The 20,117-nt window shown below is 42.3% G+C and carries 21 protein-coding genes; 17 read left to right on the forward strand and 4 right to left on the reverse strand.

Annotated features, from left to right (window positions below; translation table 11 throughout):
- Positions 1-113 precede the first annotated feature (113 nt).
- Entirely contained in the window at positions 114-398 is a 285-nt protein-coding gene (locus ACMXYN_RS07235; RefSeq protein ID WP_415884374.1) for a nickel-binding protein, read from the forward strand.
- 223 nt (positions 399-621) lie between these two features.
- The gene (locus tag ACMXYN_RS07240) at positions 622-2,700 is read left to right on the forward strand and encodes a 4Fe-4S binding protein (RefSeq protein ID WP_415894156.1); all 2,079 of its coding nucleotides are present in this window, start codon (positions 622-624) and stop codon (positions 2,698-2,700) included.
- Positions 2,701-2,762: 62 nt separating this feature from the next.
- Here the strand turns inward: ACMXYN_RS07240 and ACMXYN_RS07245 are convergent, their stop codons facing one another.
- Positions 2,763-4,526, reverse strand: coding sequence for a hypothetical protein (locus ACMXYN_RS07245; protein WP_415894157.1), 1,764 nt, complete (start codon positions 4,524-4,526; stop codon positions 2,763-2,765).
- 350 nt (positions 4,527-4,876) lie between these two features.
- Here ACMXYN_RS07245 and ACMXYN_RS07250 point away from each other — a divergent pair, with 350 nt between their 5' ends.
- From ACMXYN_RS07250 to ACMXYN_RS07270, 5 genes are all read left to right on the forward strand, one after another.
- Entirely contained in the window at positions 4,877-6,043 is a 1,167-nt protein-coding gene (locus ACMXYN_RS07250) for an RNA ligase RtcB family protein (protein ID WP_415894158.1), read from the forward strand.
- Complete coding sequence (gene prfH / locus ACMXYN_RS07255) at positions 6,040-6,666, forward strand: peptide chain release factor H (RefSeq protein ID WP_415894159.1); 627 nt, start codon at positions 6,040-6,042, stop codon at positions 6,664-6,666. Before ACMXYN_RS07250 ends, prfH begins: the two co-directional genes overlap by 4 nt.
- A gap of 119 nt (positions 6,667-6,785) precedes the next feature.
- Positions 6,786-7,439, forward strand: a complete 654-nt coding sequence (locus ACMXYN_RS07260; RefSeq protein ID WP_415894160.1) for a DUF6928 family protein — start codon at positions 6,786-6,788, stop codon at positions 7,437-7,439.
- Positions 7,440-7,472: 33 nt separating this feature from the next.
- Positions 7,473-8,138, forward strand: a complete 666-nt coding sequence (locus ACMXYN_RS07265; RefSeq protein ID WP_415894161.1) for a phytanoyl-CoA dioxygenase family protein — start codon at positions 7,473-7,475, stop codon at positions 8,136-8,138.
- Between the two features lie 58 nt (positions 8,139-8,196).
- Positions 8,197-8,583, forward strand: a complete 387-nt coding sequence (locus tag ACMXYN_RS07270) for a tautomerase family protein (RefSeq protein ID WP_415894162.1) — start codon at positions 8,197-8,199, stop codon at positions 8,581-8,583.
- Positions 8,584-8,610: 27 nt separating this feature from the next.
- Here ACMXYN_RS07270 and ACMXYN_RS07275 read toward each other — a convergent pair whose 3' ends face one another.
- Positions 8,611-9,528, reverse strand: coding sequence for a LysR family transcriptional regulator (locus ACMXYN_RS07275; RefSeq protein WP_415894163.1), 918 nt, complete (start codon positions 9,526-9,528; stop codon positions 8,611-8,613).
- A 135-nt stretch (positions 9,529-9,663) separates the two neighbouring features.
- Between ACMXYN_RS07275 and ACMXYN_RS07280 the strand changes: the two genes are divergently transcribed.
- Positions 9,664-10,620 (forward strand): NAD(P)H-dependent oxidoreductase, encoded by a 957-nt coding sequence (locus tag ACMXYN_RS07280; protein ID WP_415894164.1) that lies wholly within the window; start codon positions 9,664-9,666, stop codon positions 10,618-10,620.
- 346 nt (positions 10,621-10,966) lie between these two features.
- Positions 10,967-11,155 carry a hypothetical protein gene (locus ACMXYN_RS07285; RefSeq protein WP_415894165.1) on the forward strand — a complete coding sequence of 63 codons (189 nt, stop codon included), beginning with the start codon at positions 10,967-10,969 and terminating at the stop codon, positions 11,153-11,155.
- Positions 11,156-11,204: 49 nt separating this feature from the next.
- Here ACMXYN_RS07285 and ACMXYN_RS07290 read toward each other — a convergent pair whose 3' ends face one another.
- Entirely contained in the window at positions 11,205-11,591 is a 387-nt protein-coding gene (locus tag ACMXYN_RS07290) for a hypothetical protein (RefSeq protein ID WP_415894166.1), read from the reverse strand.
- 294 nt (positions 11,592-11,885) lie between these two features.
- Between ACMXYN_RS07290 and ACMXYN_RS07295 the strand changes: the two genes are divergently transcribed.
- From ACMXYN_RS07295 to ACMXYN_RS07325, 7 genes are all read left to right on the forward strand, one after another.
- Positions 11,886-12,680 carry an SDR family NAD(P)-dependent oxidoreductase gene (locus tag ACMXYN_RS07295; RefSeq protein WP_415894167.1) on the forward strand — a complete coding sequence of 265 codons (795 nt, stop codon included), beginning with the start codon at positions 11,886-11,888 and terminating at the stop codon, positions 12,678-12,680.
- A gap of 371 nt (positions 12,681-13,051) precedes the next feature.
- Positions 13,052-13,798 carry an FAD-binding oxidoreductase gene (locus ACMXYN_RS07300; RefSeq protein ID WP_415894168.1) on the forward strand — a complete coding sequence of 249 codons (747 nt, stop codon included), beginning with the start codon at positions 13,052-13,054 and terminating at the stop codon, positions 13,796-13,798.
- Between the two features lie 101 nt (positions 13,799-13,899).
- Positions 13,900-14,502: a CBS domain-containing protein gene (locus tag ACMXYN_RS07305; RefSeq protein WP_415894169.1), complete on the forward strand. Its 603-nt coding sequence runs from the start codon at positions 13,900-13,902 to the stop codon at positions 14,500-14,502.
- Positions 14,503-14,621: 119 nt separating this feature from the next.
- Positions 14,622-15,779 carry a type III PLP-dependent enzyme gene (locus ACMXYN_RS07310; RefSeq protein WP_415894170.1) on the forward strand — a complete coding sequence of 386 codons (1,158 nt, stop codon included), beginning with the start codon at positions 14,622-14,624 and terminating at the stop codon, positions 15,777-15,779.
- Between the two features lie 154 nt (positions 15,780-15,933).
- Positions 15,934-16,824 (forward strand): diguanylate cyclase, encoded by an 891-nt coding sequence (locus tag ACMXYN_RS07315; protein WP_415894171.1) that lies wholly within the window; start codon positions 15,934-15,936, stop codon positions 16,822-16,824.
- Positions 16,825-16,910: 86 nt separating this feature from the next.
- The gene (locus tag ACMXYN_RS07320; protein ID WP_415894172.1) at positions 16,911-17,387 is read left to right on the forward strand and encodes a DUF2947 domain-containing protein; all 477 of its coding nucleotides are present in this window, start codon (positions 16,911-16,913) and stop codon (positions 17,385-17,387) included.
- A gap of 824 nt (positions 17,388-18,211) precedes the next feature.
- Complete coding sequence (locus ACMXYN_RS07325; protein ID WP_415894476.1) at positions 18,212-18,985, forward strand: helix-turn-helix domain-containing protein; 774 nt, start codon at positions 18,212-18,214, stop codon at positions 18,983-18,985.
- Between the two features lie 14 nt (positions 18,986-18,999).
- Here ACMXYN_RS07325 and ACMXYN_RS07330 read toward each other — a convergent pair whose 3' ends face one another.
- Positions 19,000-19,275, reverse strand: a complete 276-nt coding sequence (locus ACMXYN_RS07330) for a hypothetical protein (RefSeq protein ID WP_415894173.1) — start codon at positions 19,273-19,275, stop codon at positions 19,000-19,002.
- A 289-nt stretch (positions 19,276-19,564) separates the two neighbouring features.
- On the opposite strand from ACMXYN_RS07330, the gene ACMXYN_RS07335 reads away from it, so the two are divergent.
- Positions 19,565-20,068, forward strand: a complete 504-nt coding sequence (locus ACMXYN_RS07335; RefSeq protein WP_415894174.1) for an FKBP-type peptidyl-prolyl cis-trans isomerase — start codon at positions 19,565-19,567, stop codon at positions 20,066-20,068.
- Positions 20,069-20,117 lie beyond the last annotated feature (49 nt).

Genomic DNA, 20,117 nt, shown 5'->3' on the forward strand with positions numbered 1-20,117 from the left:
AACTACAGAATTTGTAGTTTGATGCTACGGTTTAGATAGCATTCAAAGAGTGAACTTCAAATTAGTATCAATGCTCTGATTGATTACAAAAACAATAATTGGAGCAATTCACCATGCCTAAGTTCATCATCGAACGTGATATCCCAGAGATCGGTTCTGCCGATGCGGATGCTTTAAAAGCTGCTGCAGCAAAATCTAACGCGGTGCTAGCCGAGATGCAGAGCGAACATAAAGATATCGCTTGGGATTACAGTTACGTTGCTGGCGATAAAACTTTTTGCGTTTATAACTGCGCTAACGCTGAATTAATCGAAGAGCATTCGCAGCGCAGTGGATTCCCTGCATCCATCGTTACGGAAGTCGAAGCGCAGATAAGCCCAGCAACTGCAAAGTCTTAAACAAGCTGTAGTTATTGCAACCGGTGTTACCTTAGCACCGGTTTTTGCGCTGCTGTACTGTACTTAAGACCCCAGTGATTAAGTCTTAAATGCAATTATTGCAGCGTGAATATGCAGTTAGCATGTTAAAAAATAAAAAGAATAAGTAGCCATGTATCAGTTCTATAATCGTAGTCTTAGCTATGTTTTCTTATTGACCGTGCTGTTTATATGCGCGTTAGTCATGAGTCTTTCTACCAGTGTGTACGCTGGCGTATTAACTAAAGATGACATCGTTAAAGCATTTCCTTCTCCCTATATCGTCGGCGATAAAGATGAATCCCTTGCGGTATGGCCGCTGTACCAGCAGATATCTACCGATACGCCGCTGGTGGGCTATGCCTATGAAACAATTGATATGGTTGCCGTACCGGGCTTTGCGGGGGTGCCTTATAACCTCTTAGTGGCGATGGACCCGCTGGGATCATTTATCAGCGTAAAAGTTCTATCTCATCACGAACCTGTATTTCTTGAAGGTTTGGGGGAGAAGCCTCTTTTTGATTTTGCTAAACAGTACTCTGGCATCTCGTTGATGCAGAACATCAAGATCGATGCCAGCCCGACGGTCGCTCAGCGTGAGAATAAAGCCAATGCTTATATTGATGGTGTAACTAAGGCGACGGCATCGGTTCGAATTTTAAACCAGACTTTATTATCAGCATCATTAACCGTAGCTCGTGAAAAACTAGGCTTTGCTAAAGGGCGAGATCCCGATCTGATCGCACGTTTAGATAAAGAGCTTTTTGAGCCGATGAGTTGGGAGCAGCTCATCGATGCAGGTCTCATTCAAAAATTCCGTTTTACCAATGATCAGGTAGAGCAACAGTTTAAAGATACGATTGGTGAAGGGCTAGACGAAGAAGGCCTAGAAGCACCTGAAGATACCTATATCGAACTCTATGTAGCAAACCTAAGCGTGCCATCAGTGGGGCGAAACCTATTATTGCCAGAAGCTTGGGAATATCTAAAAGAAAGTACGGCAGAGAATGATCAGCTTCTCTTAGTCGTCGGTGGCGGTCGCTACTCATTTGTGGGTGAGGACTTTGTTCGCGGTAAAGTGCCGGAGCGAATCAGCCTGCAGCAAGCCAGTTTGCCGGTTGAAATGCGCGATTTCGATTTAAGTGATCTGCTCGATCTGTATGAGCTGGACTACAAGATTAAACTGCCTGAAGCTTTATCTGAACATGAATGGAAGGCATTTCATGTAATCGGACAAGCAGGTTTAGATCCAGCATTCCCTTATGAATTTCAGCTGCATATCAGCCGTGAAAAGGGTTGGTTGTATCCAGAAACAGTTAGTAAAACTTTGGATTTCAAAACCGAGTTGGATGACGATTATTACATCGCTGCTGAAACGGATAACAAGACTTGGCACAGTCTTTGGTCAGGACGCACTACAGATATCATTATCCTGTTGGTAGGGCTGTTTGTTCTGACGATTGTGTTGGTGCGTTACCAGCTTCTAACAAAAGGCCAGCAGCATCTGCGTTGGTTTAGACCGCTATACCTAGTCTATACCTTGGTGTTTATCGGTTGGTACGCACAAGGTCAGTTGTCGATTGTAAACATTACCGGTGTGCTACAAGCGTGGCTAGCAGGGCGCAGTTTAGAGTTCTTCCTATACGACCCTATGACCGTAATTATCTGGGCTTACGTGGGCATTACCTTCTTTGTTTGGGGGCGTGGCACATTCTGCGGGTGGTTATGTCCATTTGGCGCATTGCAGGAACTTATCGGTAAGGTTTTAGCCTTCCTGAAAATCCCTCAGATTAAGATTTCTGAGAAAACCGATGCGAGACTAAAAGGGCTTAAGTATCTGGTTCTGCTGTTAATTCTAGTGGTCGCTGTCGTGTCTGTTCCACTGACAGGTTCCGTGGTAGAGATCGAGCCATTTAAAACCAGTATTACTCTGATCTTTGATCGCTCTTGGCCATTCGTATTGTGGGCCGTTGTGCTATTGGCATTAAGCCTGTTTGTTTACAAAGGTTACTGCCGCTATATCTGCCCATTGGGTGCGAGTATGGCTGTACTGGGTAAACTGCGAATCTATAAATGGCTGCCACGTCGAGAAGAGTGTGGTTCGCCCTGTCGTTTGTGTACACAGAAGTGTGAATACCAAGCGATTCCACGCAGCGGCGTGATTGACTACAACGAGTGCTTCCAGTGTTTAGATTGTGTCGTAATTTACGATGATGATAAGCAGTGCGTACCGCTTGTGTTAGAAAAGCGCGGTCGCAAACTGAAAGTTAAGAATGTCGCTTAATTGATAAAAAACCACCACTAACACTATGACTTTCATAGGTTAGTGGTGGTTTTTATTTGTCGCTATTCTGTTACAAGCTCGCTCATGGAATTTAAAAGCGATTTCGCTTGTTCTTTGGCTATATCAATATCTAGTTCTTGCTCATCTGTAGCTTCTTTTAGCGAGTTGATGCTCTCTAAAATGAACGCTTTGGTGTTATCGGTAAAGGGAGTTAGTGTTTCTACTAGCTGATCTACTTGATCTTCAACAAAACTAGCAGCTTGCCAAAAATCGTCTTTTACTGGTTCGGGTAGTGCTGATTCAAACTCGACTAAGTCTTTTACGCCTTTGCTTTCAATAATCGCATTAGTACGATTTAAGAACTGCTCAAAATCATCTTCTAATAGCCCTAGATCATGCTCTGCCAAACGCGAGGTTGCTGGTCCTGCGTGGTTGGTCTGTTTAATTAGATCGTCTCGCTGATCGGCCTCTAACTGACTTAAGTTATTGGCTAATTGTTTAGTCTGGGCGGGCTCATCTTGATTTAGCCAAGCGTGAGTGGCTAAGAGTTCGATGGTTTGGCGCTGATCCTGAATGGCTGTATCACGATCTTTAATTTCATAGAATGCTCGGCCATCAGAGTTCCTCTTCTCACCCATATAAGATTCAGCAACCAGCATTCGAGTATTGTGATCCGATCTAAGGGTATCGAGTGTTGAAAGCGCAGCGTCATTGCTGGATAGATCATGTTGAGAGTCATCACCTACCAGAGTATTCAAACCGGTAGAGGTGATCTCCAAATAAGCTCGCTGATGGGTGCTATCAAGATGGGTAAGGTCAGTGGCCATCTCTTTTAGTTGATCATCACTAAATGTGTAATCTTCAGTTAGAGAAACAAAGGTTTCTATCATGCCGTAAACAACTGAACGGGTATCATCAGCATGATTCAAAACAGCGCCGTGCCACTCTCCGGGTTGTGAGGTGTTGATGAGAGGTTCTGGCGAATCTGGCTGTGTGGCTGTTTTGGAAAGCTCAGCAAGGTAGCCGACCACCGCGTCTTGAGTTTTAGGCTCAAAACTCTCTACAGAATCTAACAAACGGAAACTCAGTTCTAGGTCTCCGCCAAATAGCTGCAATAGACTAGATTGTTGCAGTTCATCTGTACCTTCGAGGTTATCTAAAATACGGTTAGTGTCTTCTGATAATTGCTCTGAATCGATATTGTTAATAGCAGTAACAAAGTTATGAATATCGTTAGCGGCAGGGGAGCCTGGATTGAGTAAACCGCCGGAATCGTAAACCGAATCGTCGTTTGCTAAAGGGACTTTGCTGCTCAATTCATCCGCTTTTGCCAACACTTGGCTACGCGTATCACTATCCAAAGAGGAGAGTGTTTGGATGAAGTCTTTTGCATTTTGTTGTCCGGAGGAATAATTGAGCGCAAATGAATTAAAATCGGTCGGTGTTTGTAATGCCAGTGCTGCGTTAGCAAACTGTTTTAGCTCGGTATCACTCAGCTGTTGTGCAAGCGCTAAGAACTCCTCATCTTCTAAAATGCCAAGATCAACTAAGTTTTGACCTTGTTCTTGGGATAGCTTGCCCAAGACCGCATGCATCTGATCGGTTTTTTCCGATTCAGGAAGAATCACGACCTGATGTTTACCTTCAAATGCAGTAAATCGCGTAAACTCACTCGGATCTTGCTGGCGCAGTTGTTCTATCTGCACCTCTACAGAATTAATCTGTTTGAGTTGGCTTTTCAGTTCTTGAGAAGGTTCAACCTGCTGAGGTTTGAGAGTTGAACTAAGTCCCTGTTGCAGTGGCAACTGATCCGATGTGATCTTCATAAATCCTTTCGCTTTAACTTCATGCGGGGTTTTATCTATAACGGCCAGATCTCAAGAATATTGACTAATCTGGGTTATATCAGAGAGAGTTTTTGCTAAAAGGTTCGAATCGATGCAGAAAAACATCCAAAATAATTGCTTGCTTTCTAAGGTTTAGCTGATTAATATCCCGCCGCATATTTTTTAACCAACTAACTGTAAAGGAGAAAGATCATGGAACTGACAACTAAACCCTTTGCAGGTCGTGCCTTGTAAGAAGCAGGAAGCTTTTCTTTCCATCTCTCTTTAGCTCGGTCATCAGACCTGCCAATACGTTATTCGTTTAAACCTAATAAATAGGTATTGGTACTATGGGCAAATCCGTCCAAGAAATTACTGATTCTGTCAGCCTTATTGCGTCCAAAGATACGTGGATTGAAGGCTTGGCTATAGAACAACTAGTTAAAACATCTGAACTAGAAGGCATGTCCCGCGTGGCGGGCATGCCAGATCTGCACCCAGGCCGCGGCTATCCAATTGGTGCAGCTTTCTTTACAACTAACAAGATTTATCCGGCACTAGTCGGCAATGATATTGGCTGTGGTATGTCTTTATGGCAGAGCACTGCGAAAGTAAGCAAAGTTAATGTCGATAAAATTGCTAAAAAGCTGCGTGATATCGAGTGCCCACTTGATGACAGCTGGGCTGACTTAATTGAACAGCGAAAAATCGAGAAAGGCATCCAAGCACAAGGGTTTGATGCCGCGTTTGGAACGATTGGTGGAGGTAACCACTTCGCTGAATTCCAAGCGATAGAGACCGTATATTGTGATGATCATTTAGCACGTTTAAATATCGATCCGAAAAAGCTATTGCTTCTAGTCCACTCAGGTTCTCGTGGTTTAGGTCAGTCAATTTTGACTGAACACATTTCTAACTTTAATCATGATGGTCTTAACGAAGATGACAGCTCTTTCAGTGAGTATCTTAAGGCCCATGATGACGCTGTGAAGTGGGCTGAATTGAATCGCGAACTTATTGCGCTGCGTTTCTTAGATGCGATTAGGGAAAGTGGTGATTGCTTGCTGGATGTAAATCACAACCTGGTCACTGAAAAGGAAATTGCTGGAAGCAAAGGCTGGTTGCATCGTAAAGGTGCAACCCCGGCAGATCAGGGATATGTGGTCATTCCAGGCTCTCGTGGAGATTATAGTTATCTGGTAACAGCAGCTGATCAGGCCAAGGGGAACCTTGAAAATTGCCTTTATTCCCTTGCACATGGCGCGGGTCGAAAATGGAAGCGAGGAGATTGTCAGGCAAGATTGAGTCATAAATTTAAAAAAGATGACTTACTCAAAACGGCCTTAGGAAGTCGGGTTATCTGTGGCAACAAAGAGTTGCTTTATGATGAAGCGCCGCAAGCCTATAAAAACTGTGAAACGATTATTGATGATCTTGTTGATGCAGGGTTAATTAAAGTTGTTGCAAGGTTGCGTCCTGTACTCACCTTTAAAACCAATGGGAGCTGTGGAGCATGATTTTGTTACAGCTTTCTTCAGGGAAAGGCCCGGCTGAATGCGGTCGGGCTGTTTTTCTGGCTTTCACTCAGATGCAGAAAGAAGCTCAATCACAGGGAATTGCGATCAATCTGCTACAGCAGCTTAATTACAGCGAAACACGTTCCATAAAGTCGATCTTGATGGAAGTTAAAGCGTCAAACTCGGTAGAGCTTCAAGTGTTTGTTAATCGCTGGAAAGGCGTGATGCTTTGGAATTCCCAGAGTCCGTTTAGGCCCAAACATAAGCGGAAAAACTGGTTCTTTAGCGCTCAAGTTTATGAAATTGATCAGCAGAAACTTAATCATCAAATAGAGTTTAAGACTTGCCGATCATCTGGAGCGGGTGGGCAACACGTGAATAAAACTGATTCAGCGGTGCAGGCGACACATATCAGTTCGGGCATTTCTGTTCGTGTCGAAAGTGAGCGAAGTCAGCATGCGAATAAAAGATTAGCGATAGCACTCATCTATCAAAAGCTTGACGAGCAACAACAGCAAAATGCTTCTGAACAGCATAAAACTCAGTGGCAGCAGCATATGGAATTACAGCGGGGAAATCCTGACAGAGTATTTAAAGGAGAAAAATTTGTAGCGGTTACTTAATACAGTTAGCTTGTGTGGGTAGCTGCCTATGAATCAACGGGTGGCTACCAACTTGAGATCACTGCGTAATTATCACTAGGCTAGGTAAGCCATAATCAGCCTATAAAAGGAAAGAAGAAATGGGTGCTAAAACTTGGATGTTGGTCTATTCCAACGGCGATGCTGCTGAAAACTTAAAAAAGGATCCAGTGCTCAATCAAGCTGCAACCGCTGAATTACTTCAAAAGCTATTTCCCAATGAGAACCTTGAGTCGATAGAGGGTGGTGATCTTTCCTACACAAACCCGCCTGATGAGATCATTTTCGCGGGATGCTTTGGTGAGGTTTCGGTGATCGCCGCGGTTGAGTTTGCAGGTGATTACCCATCACGAGTAGATCCACGGTTTATAGATCCGTCATTAGGTGAAAATATTTACCTCCATGCGATGCATAGTGTGGTCGATTGGTTTGCTTTTGCTACATGGAAAGAGGGGCAATTGACCCGAGCGCTCAGCTTGTCGCCGGATTCTGGAATACTTGAAGATATAGGCGAGAAGCTTCCATTTGAGCTGGAGTATTGGAAAGGAAAGCATCCAGCTCTGGATCCTGAGGAAGAAGATGAATTTGATTATCCATTTTCCTTTCACCCACTAGAGTTAGGTGAGGCTGCTCTTCAAGAGTTTTTCGGTTATCAGCTGGAAGGGTTTATAGACGACAGCCTAATAGAGCCAGAAACTATTCCTTTAATGGGCTTTAAACGTAGCGTATTCAAACCTTGGTGGAAAGTTTGGTGAGGTCAAATCTACTGTCTACAAATGGAGTAGCCTGTGTCAGCGCTTGATCAAGGTTATGTATTAATAGATGAGTTTGTTTTACCTAAGCAGGTTCGGTCTGTTTATGAAGAAATCAACGCAATTGATTTGCCTGCTAATGCTGCTGGCATCCGAAATGCGGATAAAAAGTTTGGTTCAATTCGTGAGTTGGCCTTATCTCAGATTTTAATAGGTAAAGCTCAAGAGTTTTTGCCAGGGAAACCAAGCTTAGTTAGGGCAATCTTATTTAATAAAACAACAGAAAATAACTGGTTGGTGACTTGGCATCAGGATAAGACCGTTGCTGTCACAGATAGGTTTGAAGAGGAAGAGTGGGGGCCTTGGAGCATTAAAGATGGCGTACATCATGTTCAGCCACCAATCGCTGTTTTAGAGCAAATGGTGACATTTCGGATCCATTTAGATGACACGGATGAAAATAATGGGTGTTTAAAAGTTTTGCCTGTCAGCCATAGTAATGGTGTTATCAGCCAAAGCGATATTAATAAAATGGTACAAAGTGAAGAACCTGTTATTTGTGTAGCAAAAGCTAGGTCTGCTCTAGTTATGAGGCCACACATTCTGCATGCATCAAGTAAAGCTACTGAGCCTTCGCAAAGAAGGGTTTTGCACTTAGAGTACAGTAGTTTTACTTTGCCCAATGGCATTCATTGGGCTTGATATTTCATCGTAATAAATTCCATTTAGTATTGTTTGTATCAAATCAGGGAAAAGTAAGATGATCGTTATCTACGGAATTAAGCAGCAGCTCAACCCAATCAAAAAAGAGCTCTCGGATGTTATTCATCAGTGTATGCAGGAGGTGCTAGGTTTTCCTGAGGATAAACGCGCGCATCGGTTTATTCCTATGGCAAAAGAGGATTTTTACTATCCTGGTGGGCGCAGTGATGCCTATACAGTTATCGAGATTAATATGATGGCTGGGCGCAAAGTTGATACGCAGAAAGCATTGATTAAAACCTTGTTTCAAAATATCGAAGAGAAACTTGGGATACTGCCCGTCGATATCGAAATCATCATCCAAGAGCAGCAACCTTACCAGTGGGGTTTTAGAGGTATGACGGGTGATGAGGTAAACGATCTTAAATACAAAGTTAATGTTTAGCTTTGAAGTTAATTCGTAGTTTTCAATCTACTCATACGCGCCATTATATGAGCTTATGCGTTCTACTAAGAAATCAATTAAGACTCTGACTCTTCTTGCCTTTTGGCTGTTTTGCGGGAAATAGAGGTACAAGCCGGGATAAGTCTCCCAATATTCCTCTAGTACCGGCGTTAACGTGCCGTTTTGTAGTTTGTGCTCAACGATTGGAAGTGCGATACGGCCAATGCCGAGTCCTTTCTTCGCAGCATCCACCATCATGTCGGTATCATTCACGATCAATGCGCTTCGCATCTCAATTTCAATTTGCGAGCCATTATCCTCTAGAGTGAGTGGGGCAATTTTGTTGGAGGCAATAAAGCGGTATTGGATCTGTCGGTGGTTAGACAGATCGCTCAGGCTTTTAGGAATGCCATAGTTTTGTAAATAGTCATCCGAAGCAAACAGGGCTTCCTTTATTGGGGCTGTAAGCTGACGGGCGATCATCCCTTCCTGCACTTTATGCCCAAATCGAATCCCTAAATCTAAGCCTTCAGATATGAGGTCGACTGTTGCATCTGATATAGATACTTCTAAATTGATCTCTGGATACTGGCGACAAAAGTCTGCATATATCGGTTCTAGCAACCACTGGTAAACAAATTTTGGCAGCGTAATTCGAACGCTGCCTTTAGGATCTGTACTCAGATCATGCACGCTTTCCATAGCTGCATTAAGAGATGAAACGGCAGTGGTGGTGTTTTCATAAAGTAACTGTCCCGCTTCGGTGAGTTCCATACTACGAGTAGTGCGGTTAAATAGAGGCAAACCTAGGTTTTTTTCTAAAGATTTTAAGGCCTTACTGGCAGATGGTGGTGAGATCTCAAGCTTACGCGCTGCGCCACGTATACTGCTTTCTTCGACAATGGCCTGAAATATCATTAGCTGATTGTAGGTCGCTCCACGCATCTTAAGCACCTTATATGTTCTGTGATTGTTATCTTAAGGTTAACAATAATGTGCCATTATGGTCTCTAATTTTTATCTATAGCCTTTCATATACTCATCTTAAATAACGTGATGCTTAGTATGTGTGGAGGAGTTATGAGTAAAGTAGTTGTGATTTCGGGTCATCCAGAACTGGAAAAATCTAATGCCAATAAAATTATTCTTGAAGCTTTGGCTAACAGCGAGCTTGATGTTGATATCCGTCGATTAGACGAGCTTTATCCTGATTACAAAATCGATGTTGAAGCTGAGCAAGCTGCTTTACTCAAAGCAGAGTTGGTTGTGCTTCAATTCCCATTTTTCTGGTATTCAGTCCCCGCTTTACTGAAAAAGTGGCTGGATGATACGTTCACTTATGACTTTGCTTATGGCTCTAAAGGAGACAAATTAAAGGGGAAGGGGTTGGTGCTCTCATTGACAGTTGGAGGGCCAGAAGAAGCGTACAAACCGCTTGGTTATAACCACTTCCGAATGGAAGAGTTGCTAAAACCGTTGGAACAAACTGCCTATCTAGCTGAGATGGAATACCACCAGCCGATCTATAGTCACAGCATGGTTTACATACCTAATATTTACAACACTCTGGAAGCAGTAGAAGAGCGAGCCAAAGAGCATAGCGAGCAGCTTATTCAATCGCTGAGTCAAAAACTTGGATCGCCAGAACTTAAAATGAAAAAGTTTGTGAACGAATGGTTCGCTCAATTTGATGTGCTGCCAGATAGCGATGCTTATTTTCTTTCATACTTAGCTGAAGATATTGTCTTTAAAATGCCGGAAGGTGATTTCTCAGGACATGCAGGCTTTAGGGATTGGTATCAGATAGCTCGTACAACTTTTAAGCCGAATTGCCAGCATTTAGTAGAGCAGATGGAGATCTCAGTAGATGGTGATTTTGCAGAGCTTCAACTACGTATTCGTTTGAAGGCTGATACTTATGAGGATTCCTCGTTTAAAGGTGAGTCGATTAATTTTCTGGTTAATGAAACTTGGAAAGTAGAGATGGGCCAAGAGGGTGGTTTTATCATCCAAGAATATAAAGTCAGCCCTGTATAGGGTTGATTATTTTGTTTGGTATTCAGTTCTTGCGTTTTGAATATTTGAATTACATATTAAGTGGTTAAGGTTAAGGCTGTGGAATTAGGTTCGCAGCCTTAAACAAATCTGCTGAATACCCCTCATATGACATATAGGATCAAGGATGAACCAATTAACGATATACATCAGCTTAAGCTCTGCCATATTCGTTTCGTTAATGTTTATAAAGCCCGTTTTAAACCCGAGAAAAAGGCTAGTAATAACCGCTTTGATATATTGTGTGTTTTGGGTTGTAAGTAGTCTCGTATACTCAAGTTACATAAATAGGGAAGCTGCCGGATACTGGGCTATGGGGCTGTGGGGTTTGCCAATTATTTTATTGGTTGTATGGTTTGCCGATAAAGGGATTACGAAGCTTCAATATCTCGACGACCGTCCGAGGTTGGTTTTAGCTTTAGACTCCATGCTGAGTATCGCCCTGTATATCCCGTCTATTTTATTTGTCTACCTAGTTTTTGTAGGATTAAGTATTGTTGTTGAAAAGATCTTCTAAGTAGTGGAGGTCGTTTTAATGACATATATCTTGTTGGCAGTTAAGCGATTCAAACACACTTATGTTCTGCCAACAGTTCTAACCGGTTATAGGCCACTAAATTGGGTAGAAAGATAACCCGTACTTTTACACCTTCGCTTTCCATATCAAACGCATCGATCACCTTGCAGGCGTATTTTGCGTATTCCTCAGTTCGATATTGTTTAATGACTCCGATTTGTAGCACTTTCTTGGACGTCCACTTTGTATCAGATGCTAAAGGCTCTTTATCGCTATTCAAATAATCAGCGATTTTTTTGTGCTTTCTACTGAAGTTTCGTTTTGATTCATTTGATTTGATGATTTCGTTCCGTTGCCCATCGTTATTGTAATAACCGGACGGGGGATCTTCATCTTTGTCCATGAAGAAGGTTTTAGCACTGACTTGCGGACTCATAAGCACAGCCAATAGTAGGCTTAAGCCTGTAAAAATCGATAATTTTGGTTTGATAAAGTTCAATTGCATCGCGTTAATTTCGGTTACTGCTACTCCTTTCTCAAGATTACGCTACCTATCTGATTTTAAAAGAATAAGTTTATTAAAATTTTATCTAAATCTATGAGGGTTTATTGAGCTGGATTTATAAACGCTCGAATTTGATCATGGTTTGGTGTTTATCTACCTCGGCGATTGAGAGCTATTCAAACATACTCCTAGGTAACTTAATAAATGCTGTTTGGAGGATTGAATATGGCTGGGCGTTTAGAAGGTAAAGTGGTACTGATTACAGGTGCTGGTGGCGGACTAGGCAGTGCGCAAGCACGTATGATGGCTGAAGAGGGGGCGAGTGTAATGCTGGCAAACTTGTCAGAGGATCCCATTATTGCGGAAGGTCAGAAACCAACGGGGCTTTGGGATAATGCTATTAGGGTTGCTGAAGAGATTCGGGCAGCTGGTGGTAAAGCCGATGTGGTGGCTTTGGATGTTACTGAAGAGCCTCAGTGGATTGCTGCGGTTAGCGCAACCGAAGCAGCCTTCGGTAAGTTGGATGTATTGGTCAACAATGCGGGTATCTATTACCACGCAGGTTTATTGGATCATACCGTAGAGAAGTTTGAGCAAATTGTGGGTGTGAATCAGTTGGGCTGTTTGTTGGGCATGAAGTCCGTGATTCCAGCCATGCGTCGGTGTGGTGGCGGTTCTATCATAAACTTTGCATCGATTTATGGTATTTCAGGAGCAGGGACGTCCACGGCTTACCAGAGTACAAAAGGCGCCGTTCGCTTAATGACTAAATCAGCGGCACTTGAGTTTGTCGGAGATAATATTCGTATTAACTCAATCTGCCCCGGGATGTTTGATACCAATCTGTTTGAAAGTTCTGTTCCGAAAGAAGCGTGGGGGCCTCTGATCGATATGGTACCAATGAAGCGCTTTGGCAGACCAAAAGAGATCGCTTATGGCACGGTTTTCTTAGCTTCTGATGAGGCTTCTTTTATGACTGGGTCTGATCTGGTGATTGATGGCGGCTATACCTGTCCTTAAAAAACTTTGTCATTTATAAAAGCCGTATTTAAATGCGGCTTAATTATTTATTGCTTTAAAACTAACAGGTTACGTTAAGGAATCATCTAGATCGCTTTGGTTCTTATAAATGCCAATTTCAATAGTCTAGAGGTTTTTTGTTAATTCGGTAGGATAATGTGGAAATTATCAGCTGATAGTTCCTCCACCCTTATAAATATAGGCGTAAAGGGCGACTTGGTTTGTTATTTGTGTCTCTCTAAAGGCTCAAGTAAAAGCGCCTTCTCAAGATGGATATTTAAAATCGCTCTTTTATTGATAACGTTGAACAAATTTTGACCGTGATTGTCATTAGATGTATCTTTGATACATTTAATTGAGTGGATTTAGATATGTTGAGTAATAACAGAGTAGAACTTACCCTCATCGAAAAACGTTATCTGTCATCGCGCTCGATCGAATTAACCTATCAGGGCGAAAATCCAATCCGCTTTATTCCCGGTCAGTTCTTTTCAATTGAGTTCACTTATCAAGGGGGGACAAAGGCGAGAAGTTATAGTGTGGCAAATGCAGATCAGCCAAGTGCAGATAATAGAGTACTTACTTTTGTAATTACTTTGGTCCCTGATGGCGCTGCCAGCGAATATTTTAGAGCTGCAGAGTTAGGTAGCACTGTTGGCATAAATGGGCCTTTTGGAAATCTGATCTTACCGAAAACCTCACCCAAGCGATTGGTTTTTATTGCCACAGGTGCGGGTGTGACGCCGTTTAGATCGATGTTAGCTGAGTTGCGATCTCGTATCTCTGATGACCCCGAATTAGAAGTAGTCGTCATACAAGGGGTGAGAAACCGAGATGAGTTGCTTTACGCCGACGAATTTTTGGAACTAACTCAATTGACAGATAATGCTAAGTTTCTTGCCTGCTATAGTCGTGAAGATGCTGATTCTCTGTCATCTAATGAGCTTTCGGGGTATGTGTCTGATGTTTATGAAGATTTAAATGCTAATCCAGATAAGGACATGGTTTACCTGTGTGGTCACCCGGACATGATTGATCAAGCGGTCAGCTACTTTGATCAGCAGGGGTTTAAACCTGCAAATCTTAAGCGTGAGAAGTACCAGTTCTCTCTACTGTAAAGTGTTCGTCTAGTGGTTAGCGAAGCCTTACAATTCAAGAGGCGGTAAAACGGAAGCTATGTACTATTCTGATTACAGAGGTAAACCAGAGAGGGAACAGTATGCTTCAGGAATTTCGGCACATCCGTTTACAAACAACGACTGATATCGACTACATTTTATCGCCTGATAAAACCGCAACGCCTGCCAGTTTATATAGCCCTGCCTTTGAAGTATTCACCGACTTTACTGAAGTAAAGCCTGTAACAGTTCCTGAGTCTTTACCTATTCAAGAAGCGCTTGAGTATATGAAGAGTCAGCACGTGCGGTTGCTCTTTGTCTTGGATAACCAAGATAATTTTACAGGTATTATCACTGCGTCAGATGCCGCAGGTCGAAAAGTCATGGCCTTTATGCAGCGTGATGGGGTTAGTCGAGATCAGGTTCAAGTAAGACATATTATGTTGAGTAAATTGAATATGAATGCGCTTACCTATGAGCAACTTAAGGATGCAAGGGTAGGGGATATTATGTTGACCCTTAAAGGGTCTGGAGATCAGCATGTAGTGGTCATTGATGAAAGTTCAGCGGGAGTCCTGAGAATTAGAGGGATAATCTCGGCAAGTGATATCTCAAGGCGCCTGAAAATTGGCTTTGATGTGATGTACGAATCTAAAAGCTTTGCGGAAATAGAGCGGGTGATTCGAAGTGGTGAAGGAACTTAATTTAAAGCCTAAATCTAATGCTGGACTTGGAATTCTATTACTGACTATACTTCGCGCCTTTACAGTACTAGGCACTGCTAGAGTACTTTGTCTAACCCAATTGTGTGGTGCAATTGCGCATGATTTTACCAAACCAATTTAGTTCCGATGTTCCTAATAAATTAGAAGCATTAACTCAGACTAAACCTACCCCTTTTTTAGCTTTAGACCTTTCAGTTATCGAAACTCGTTTTGCTGAATTGAGTAACGGTTTTCCTAAAGCAGACGTGTTTTACGCGGTGAAAGCTAACCCTGCTAATGAGGTGATTGAGCTTTTGGCGCAAGAGGGCTCTAGCTTTGATATCGCTTCCCCGCAGGAGTTAGATAAAGTACTGCAGTTCAATGTCGCACCAGAGCGTATTAGTTACGGAAATACGATTAAGAAGTGCTCTGCAATTAAATACTTCTATGAGCACGGTGTACGCCTGTTTGCGACCGATTCTGAGGCTGATCTGCGCAATATAGCGGAGTATGCGCCAGGTTCTGATATCTATATCCGTGTGCTCACTGATGGCTCAGAAGGTGCAGATTGGCCTTTGTCACGTAAGTTTGGCTGTAACCCAGAAATGGCAATTGAACTCGCTGTGCTTGCGCGTGATTTGGGTTTGAATCCTTATGGGGTTTCCTTCCATGTGGGTTCTCAACAGCGAGATATCGACGTTTGGGATGGTGCTATTGCCAAGGTCAAAGTGATCTTTGAGCGTTTGGTTGAAGAGCATGGCATCCGCTTGCAAATGATTAATATGGGCGGTGGTTTTCCTGCGACCTATTTACAGAAAACTAATGAATTCGAAACCTATGCTGAAGAGATTACGCGCTTTCTAAAAGAAGACTTTGGTGAAGAGCTACCCAGAATTATCCTTGAACCTGGCCGCTCACTGGTGGCCGATGCTGGAATCATCGTATCAGAAGTGGTGTTGATCTCTCGAAAATCTTCTACAGCGTTAGAGCGTTGGGTCTATACCGATGTAGGGATGTTTAACGGTTTGATTGAAACTTTGGGTGAGGCGATTAAATATCCACTTTCAACTTCAAAGTCAGGGCCTGAAGAGGAGGTGATCCTTGCCGGTCCCACCTGTGATAGCCTAGATATCATGTATGAGCAGCATAAATATGAGTTGCCGCTATCTCTAGAGATCGGTGATCATATCTATTGGTTCTCTACCGGTGCTTATACCACCAGTTATAGCTCGATCGAGTTTAACGGTTTCCCCCCTCTGGATTACTATATTTTGTAATCTTGGTCGCAGTATTTCGGTACTGCGGCTAAAAATATCCTTTTTGAATCAAGCTTCTGCGCATAAAAACTGTAAAACAGGTTGTTCATCCTGTCCCAAACAGCTATCTTTTTGGTATGCAACTTTTATCCTCTGGTTGAGTGGAGAGTAGTGGATGTCGGATAAACAGATTCAAGCTCGCTATGGTGCTGTTCTGGAAGCAACAGCGGATGTGGTGATGGTACTTGAACCAACAGGTTTGATCATGGCGTGTTCTGCAGGTGACGCAGGTTGGTTGGATGCCGATGCGATAATGGGGCGTAAGCTCGAAGATATTTTCCCTGCTGATATTAGCGGCAATATAACTGCCGCTGGGGTTAAATCGATTGAGAAGAAAAAATCGATAAAGACTTACATCCAATTAAGACCTGAACATGTACCAGTGCTTAAAGAACAAGGATTGAGCGAAACGAAATGGATGGAGCTTCGTTGTTCAGCTGCGGGCGATGAAGTCGTCGCTGTATTTCGTGATATCTCTGCACAGCGTAGGTTGGAGAGACAAGTTACCAATCAGGCTCAGCGTGACCCATTAACGGGGGCATACAATCGTCGTGCATTAAGACCTGTATTGGAACAAGCAATTGCACAAGCGCAGCGATATGACTGGGTTTGTAGTCTAATGGTTATTGATGTCGATAATTTTAGTGACCTTAATGACAGATACTCTTGGGATTGTGGTGATCAAGTTCTACAACAGTTAGTCACCTCTATCCATGGTATGAAACGTACGTCAGACTTCCTTGCACGTTACGGTGACGATCAGTTTGTGATGTTTATGCCGGAAACTAACCATGAGCAGGGTATGGCTGCTGGTAATCGTGTGCGTAAAATGATGGAAGAGATGGAAATCCCTTACGCAGCTGGCGATGTTAAATTTACTGTAAGTGTTGGTGTTGCAGCGCTAGATGGTCTGGAAGACGATCCTGATAACATGTTGAGACGTGCTAACGAGAATCTATTTGTAGCCAAGCAAAGCGGTTGTAACCGTGTTGAAGGTGAAGGGTAGCAGCGTGCTCGCTTTCTTTTAAAATAAGGGAGCTTGTTAGCTCCCTTTTTCTTTTTCTGTGAATCTTGGGAAATTTTGAGTAAACAATGAAATACATTCCGTTGGAAAAATACACCAAAGCTTGGATCTTTCGCCACAGGGACTTGCCTGTTTCTGAGGAAGATCTTGCGCAGATTAATCCGCTAACGGAAAGTCGAGCAGAACAGATCTGGTCAGAGCATGTAAGTAGAGGTTGTTCACATCCGGAGCATTTCGGCGAAGGGGATTGGGCGGCTAAAGATAAAAATTGGTATGAGAAAGATTTTTGGCAGAGTGCATGGGATGCCCAGTCAAACGAGATGCCTGAGCTACTAGCAACTCATTTGGCCGAGTGGGATGATAATATTACGGTTTATTTTTGTTACCAAAGTGATCACATCATTGAAACAAAGTGGGGTGTCTTCCGTCGGAATTGGAAAAATTTCCTCTTTTTCGATAATGGTCCAGTACTTTTAGGTCGAAAGCGTAAACAAGTTGCTCAATTCTTCGATAACGGTAGTTACCGATTAGGCCTGCGCCCGTAATCTATTTCAGTTCAGAGGGAAATGAAGCGCAGTTGTTCTAGATTGTGCTTCGTTATTCTCTTTAGCAGACTTCCTTCTGGCTAACTTCATTCCATTTTTCGCTTGTGTTTAGGCTATGGCCTAGTCATATCTGTATCGATTTTGCATAGAAAATGATCAGAAGTATTTTCTTTTTAGTCTTAAAGTTAATGAAAATTGATTGCAATATTATTAAGTGAATGTTCAGTATCTATAGATGAATATACAAATTATTCATCAAACAAGTCGTATTTTTTATTAAAAACCTAAAAGAATTCGATGTAACAAATCTGTAATTTGATTTAGCTTAAGGTTTGTTCATTTTTACAAATCTTTGTTTGAATTTTATATGCTTATATGTCAAAAATAGACTCTTAATATGTTTACTTACTAGTGCTTTAATCCATGCATAATGTAAGTGATAAGAGGTCTGTAGTAGTACTAAAGTTCTGATTTTATCAGATATATCAGACTGATTTAGTACAGTATTAGAGAAATTTAAATCAGCTGAAAGGCAAAGAATTCAATGAGCCTACGGCTTTAGTCCATGAAAAATTGACCTAAGTGTGAAAAACACCCTCGATACTATATTTTTTGGTACTTCTTCCATTTTGGAATACGCTTATCATTAACATATGGATTGGGGAATCTATGTTTTTAGGAGTCATAGGTTATTATTTCTCATAGCCCCTTTTGTTTGAATTTATGTAATTTGGTCATACCTTTTGGGTGTTTATCTTTCACAAGAATTTTTTCCCCTCAAGGTAACAGGACTCACTTTTCAACGGAGTGTTTTAGTGCAAGATATGGAAAGCCTGATTCTACAGCTAAAACAGCAGCCAGCACTTCAAGAAAAAACAGTGTTAGCTATTGAATGCACATGGGATCGGCTGTTACAGGAACTGGATGAGTTACTATGCCAGCTAGGTTTTACTTCCTTTACTTATTCGGTGCTGACTCGTCAGCATATTGAAGGTTTGTCTGATCATCAGAAGCAGCGTTGGGAAAATGGCTTTGACATTGTTGGCTCACTGCCAGATGCAGTAGTTAAGGCTTATTACCGAGATGTTGCTCACGCAGATCCTTTATGGAAAGAGCTGCCAGATGCGCGTTCCCCACTTGTTGTTAATAATGCAGAGGGTGGAGTCGGCTCGCATGCAGAGACGTTTTGGAAACAGAACAATATTGCTTCTCGTGTCTACATACCAATGACAGGTGTTAGTGATAATTATTGGTTCCATTATTTTGGTCTGTTTCACAGTTTGCCTACGCATGAATTCGAAGAGTTCTTCGATTCGGTTAAGGAGTGGTTGGTACCTATTTTGGCTCGTTATCACTCATTGCTACAGGTTGTATGTGAGAAAGAGCAAAACCCTTTCCTTAAGCAGGAACTTTTATCGCATACATGTCGTCAGATTATTCAGATGACTGCTGAGGGTATGGCGGTGAAACGAATTGCTGACAAGCTAGCGCTAACTGAGGAAGGGATTACTTATCATATTACTCGAGCTAAGCGTGTGTTTGGTGCGCGTAATAAAACGCAGCTTGTAGCTATATTGTATGAAGTAGGTCTTTTGTAACCATAAGCTATCAATCAAGGTTGATAGCTTATGCGTTTGGCAAAGCTTTGGTTCTCGTTTTCGTACTCTGAAGTTTGATTTTGGCTTTCAACTGCAACCTGATCAGCAGGTTTGCCGCTAAAGTCTCCACCACTGATAATTTCCCACTCGTTGTCATGTTTATGTAAGTAGGCGTAACAACAACAGCATTTATACAACTCACTACCTTTCAATTCACTAATCTTTTTCAGTGCAGAGTGCGGTTTGTGATGCAATACAAGGCTGTAACATAGCGTACATGCCTTTTCCATTAGCTTGATCCTCCATGATAAGGCTATCAATAGATACAAATTAGCACAGGGTTTTGGATTTGAAGCTAAGAAAAATTCCTATTTTCTTGTGATGACGAAATTTATGTGTAGGACAGCTAACCAGAACTAGCAGCATTTTTTTGCAATCGGTATGATTACCTCAACTAAGTTTGACTTATGCTTGGGCCTTTAGCTAGGTTCCCAAATCCTAATCTAGGAGATGATTTTTTACGGCGCTAACTCTGTTCTAGTGTAAGAAATGTCTCCCTTTTGATAGAGAATTCTCTGTATGCAAATTGCTGAAAATCTAGTTGGCTTCATCCACTACACCCTTAAAAATGAAGAAGGTGAAGTTCTGGACTCTTCTCAGGGTCAAGAGCCATTACCATTTGTTTGTGGCGCTAACAATATCGTTCCTGGTTTGGAAAAAGCGCTAATCGGTAAAACTGTTGGTGATAAGTTGGATGTGGTTGTAACACCTGAAGAGGGTTATGGTGAGGTTCGTGAAGAATTAGTGCAAAACGTTGATCGTGCTAATTTTCAAGGCATTGATGATATTCAGGTTGGCATGCAGTTTATGGCAGAAGCGCCTTGGGGGCAGCAACCTGTAACTGTTATTGCTATCGAAGATGATGGTGTGGTCCTTGATGGTAACCATCCTTTAGCTGGTCAAACACTTACTTTCAGTGTTGAAGTAACAAATGTTCGTGAAGCGACTGAAGAAGAGCTTTCCCATGGTCATGTCCACGAGGGTGGAAGCTGCTGTGGTAGTGATGACTCTTGCTGTGACTAATATGTTCACTTTATAGACCTTAAAAGCCCGGTTTTTACCGGGTTTTTTT

It is taken from the genome of Neptuniibacter sp. PT8_73 (assembly GCF_047778045.1).
In the GTDB taxonomy this organism is placed as follows: domain Bacteria; phylum Pseudomonadota; class Gammaproteobacteria; order Pseudomonadales; family Balneatricaceae; genus Neptuniibacter.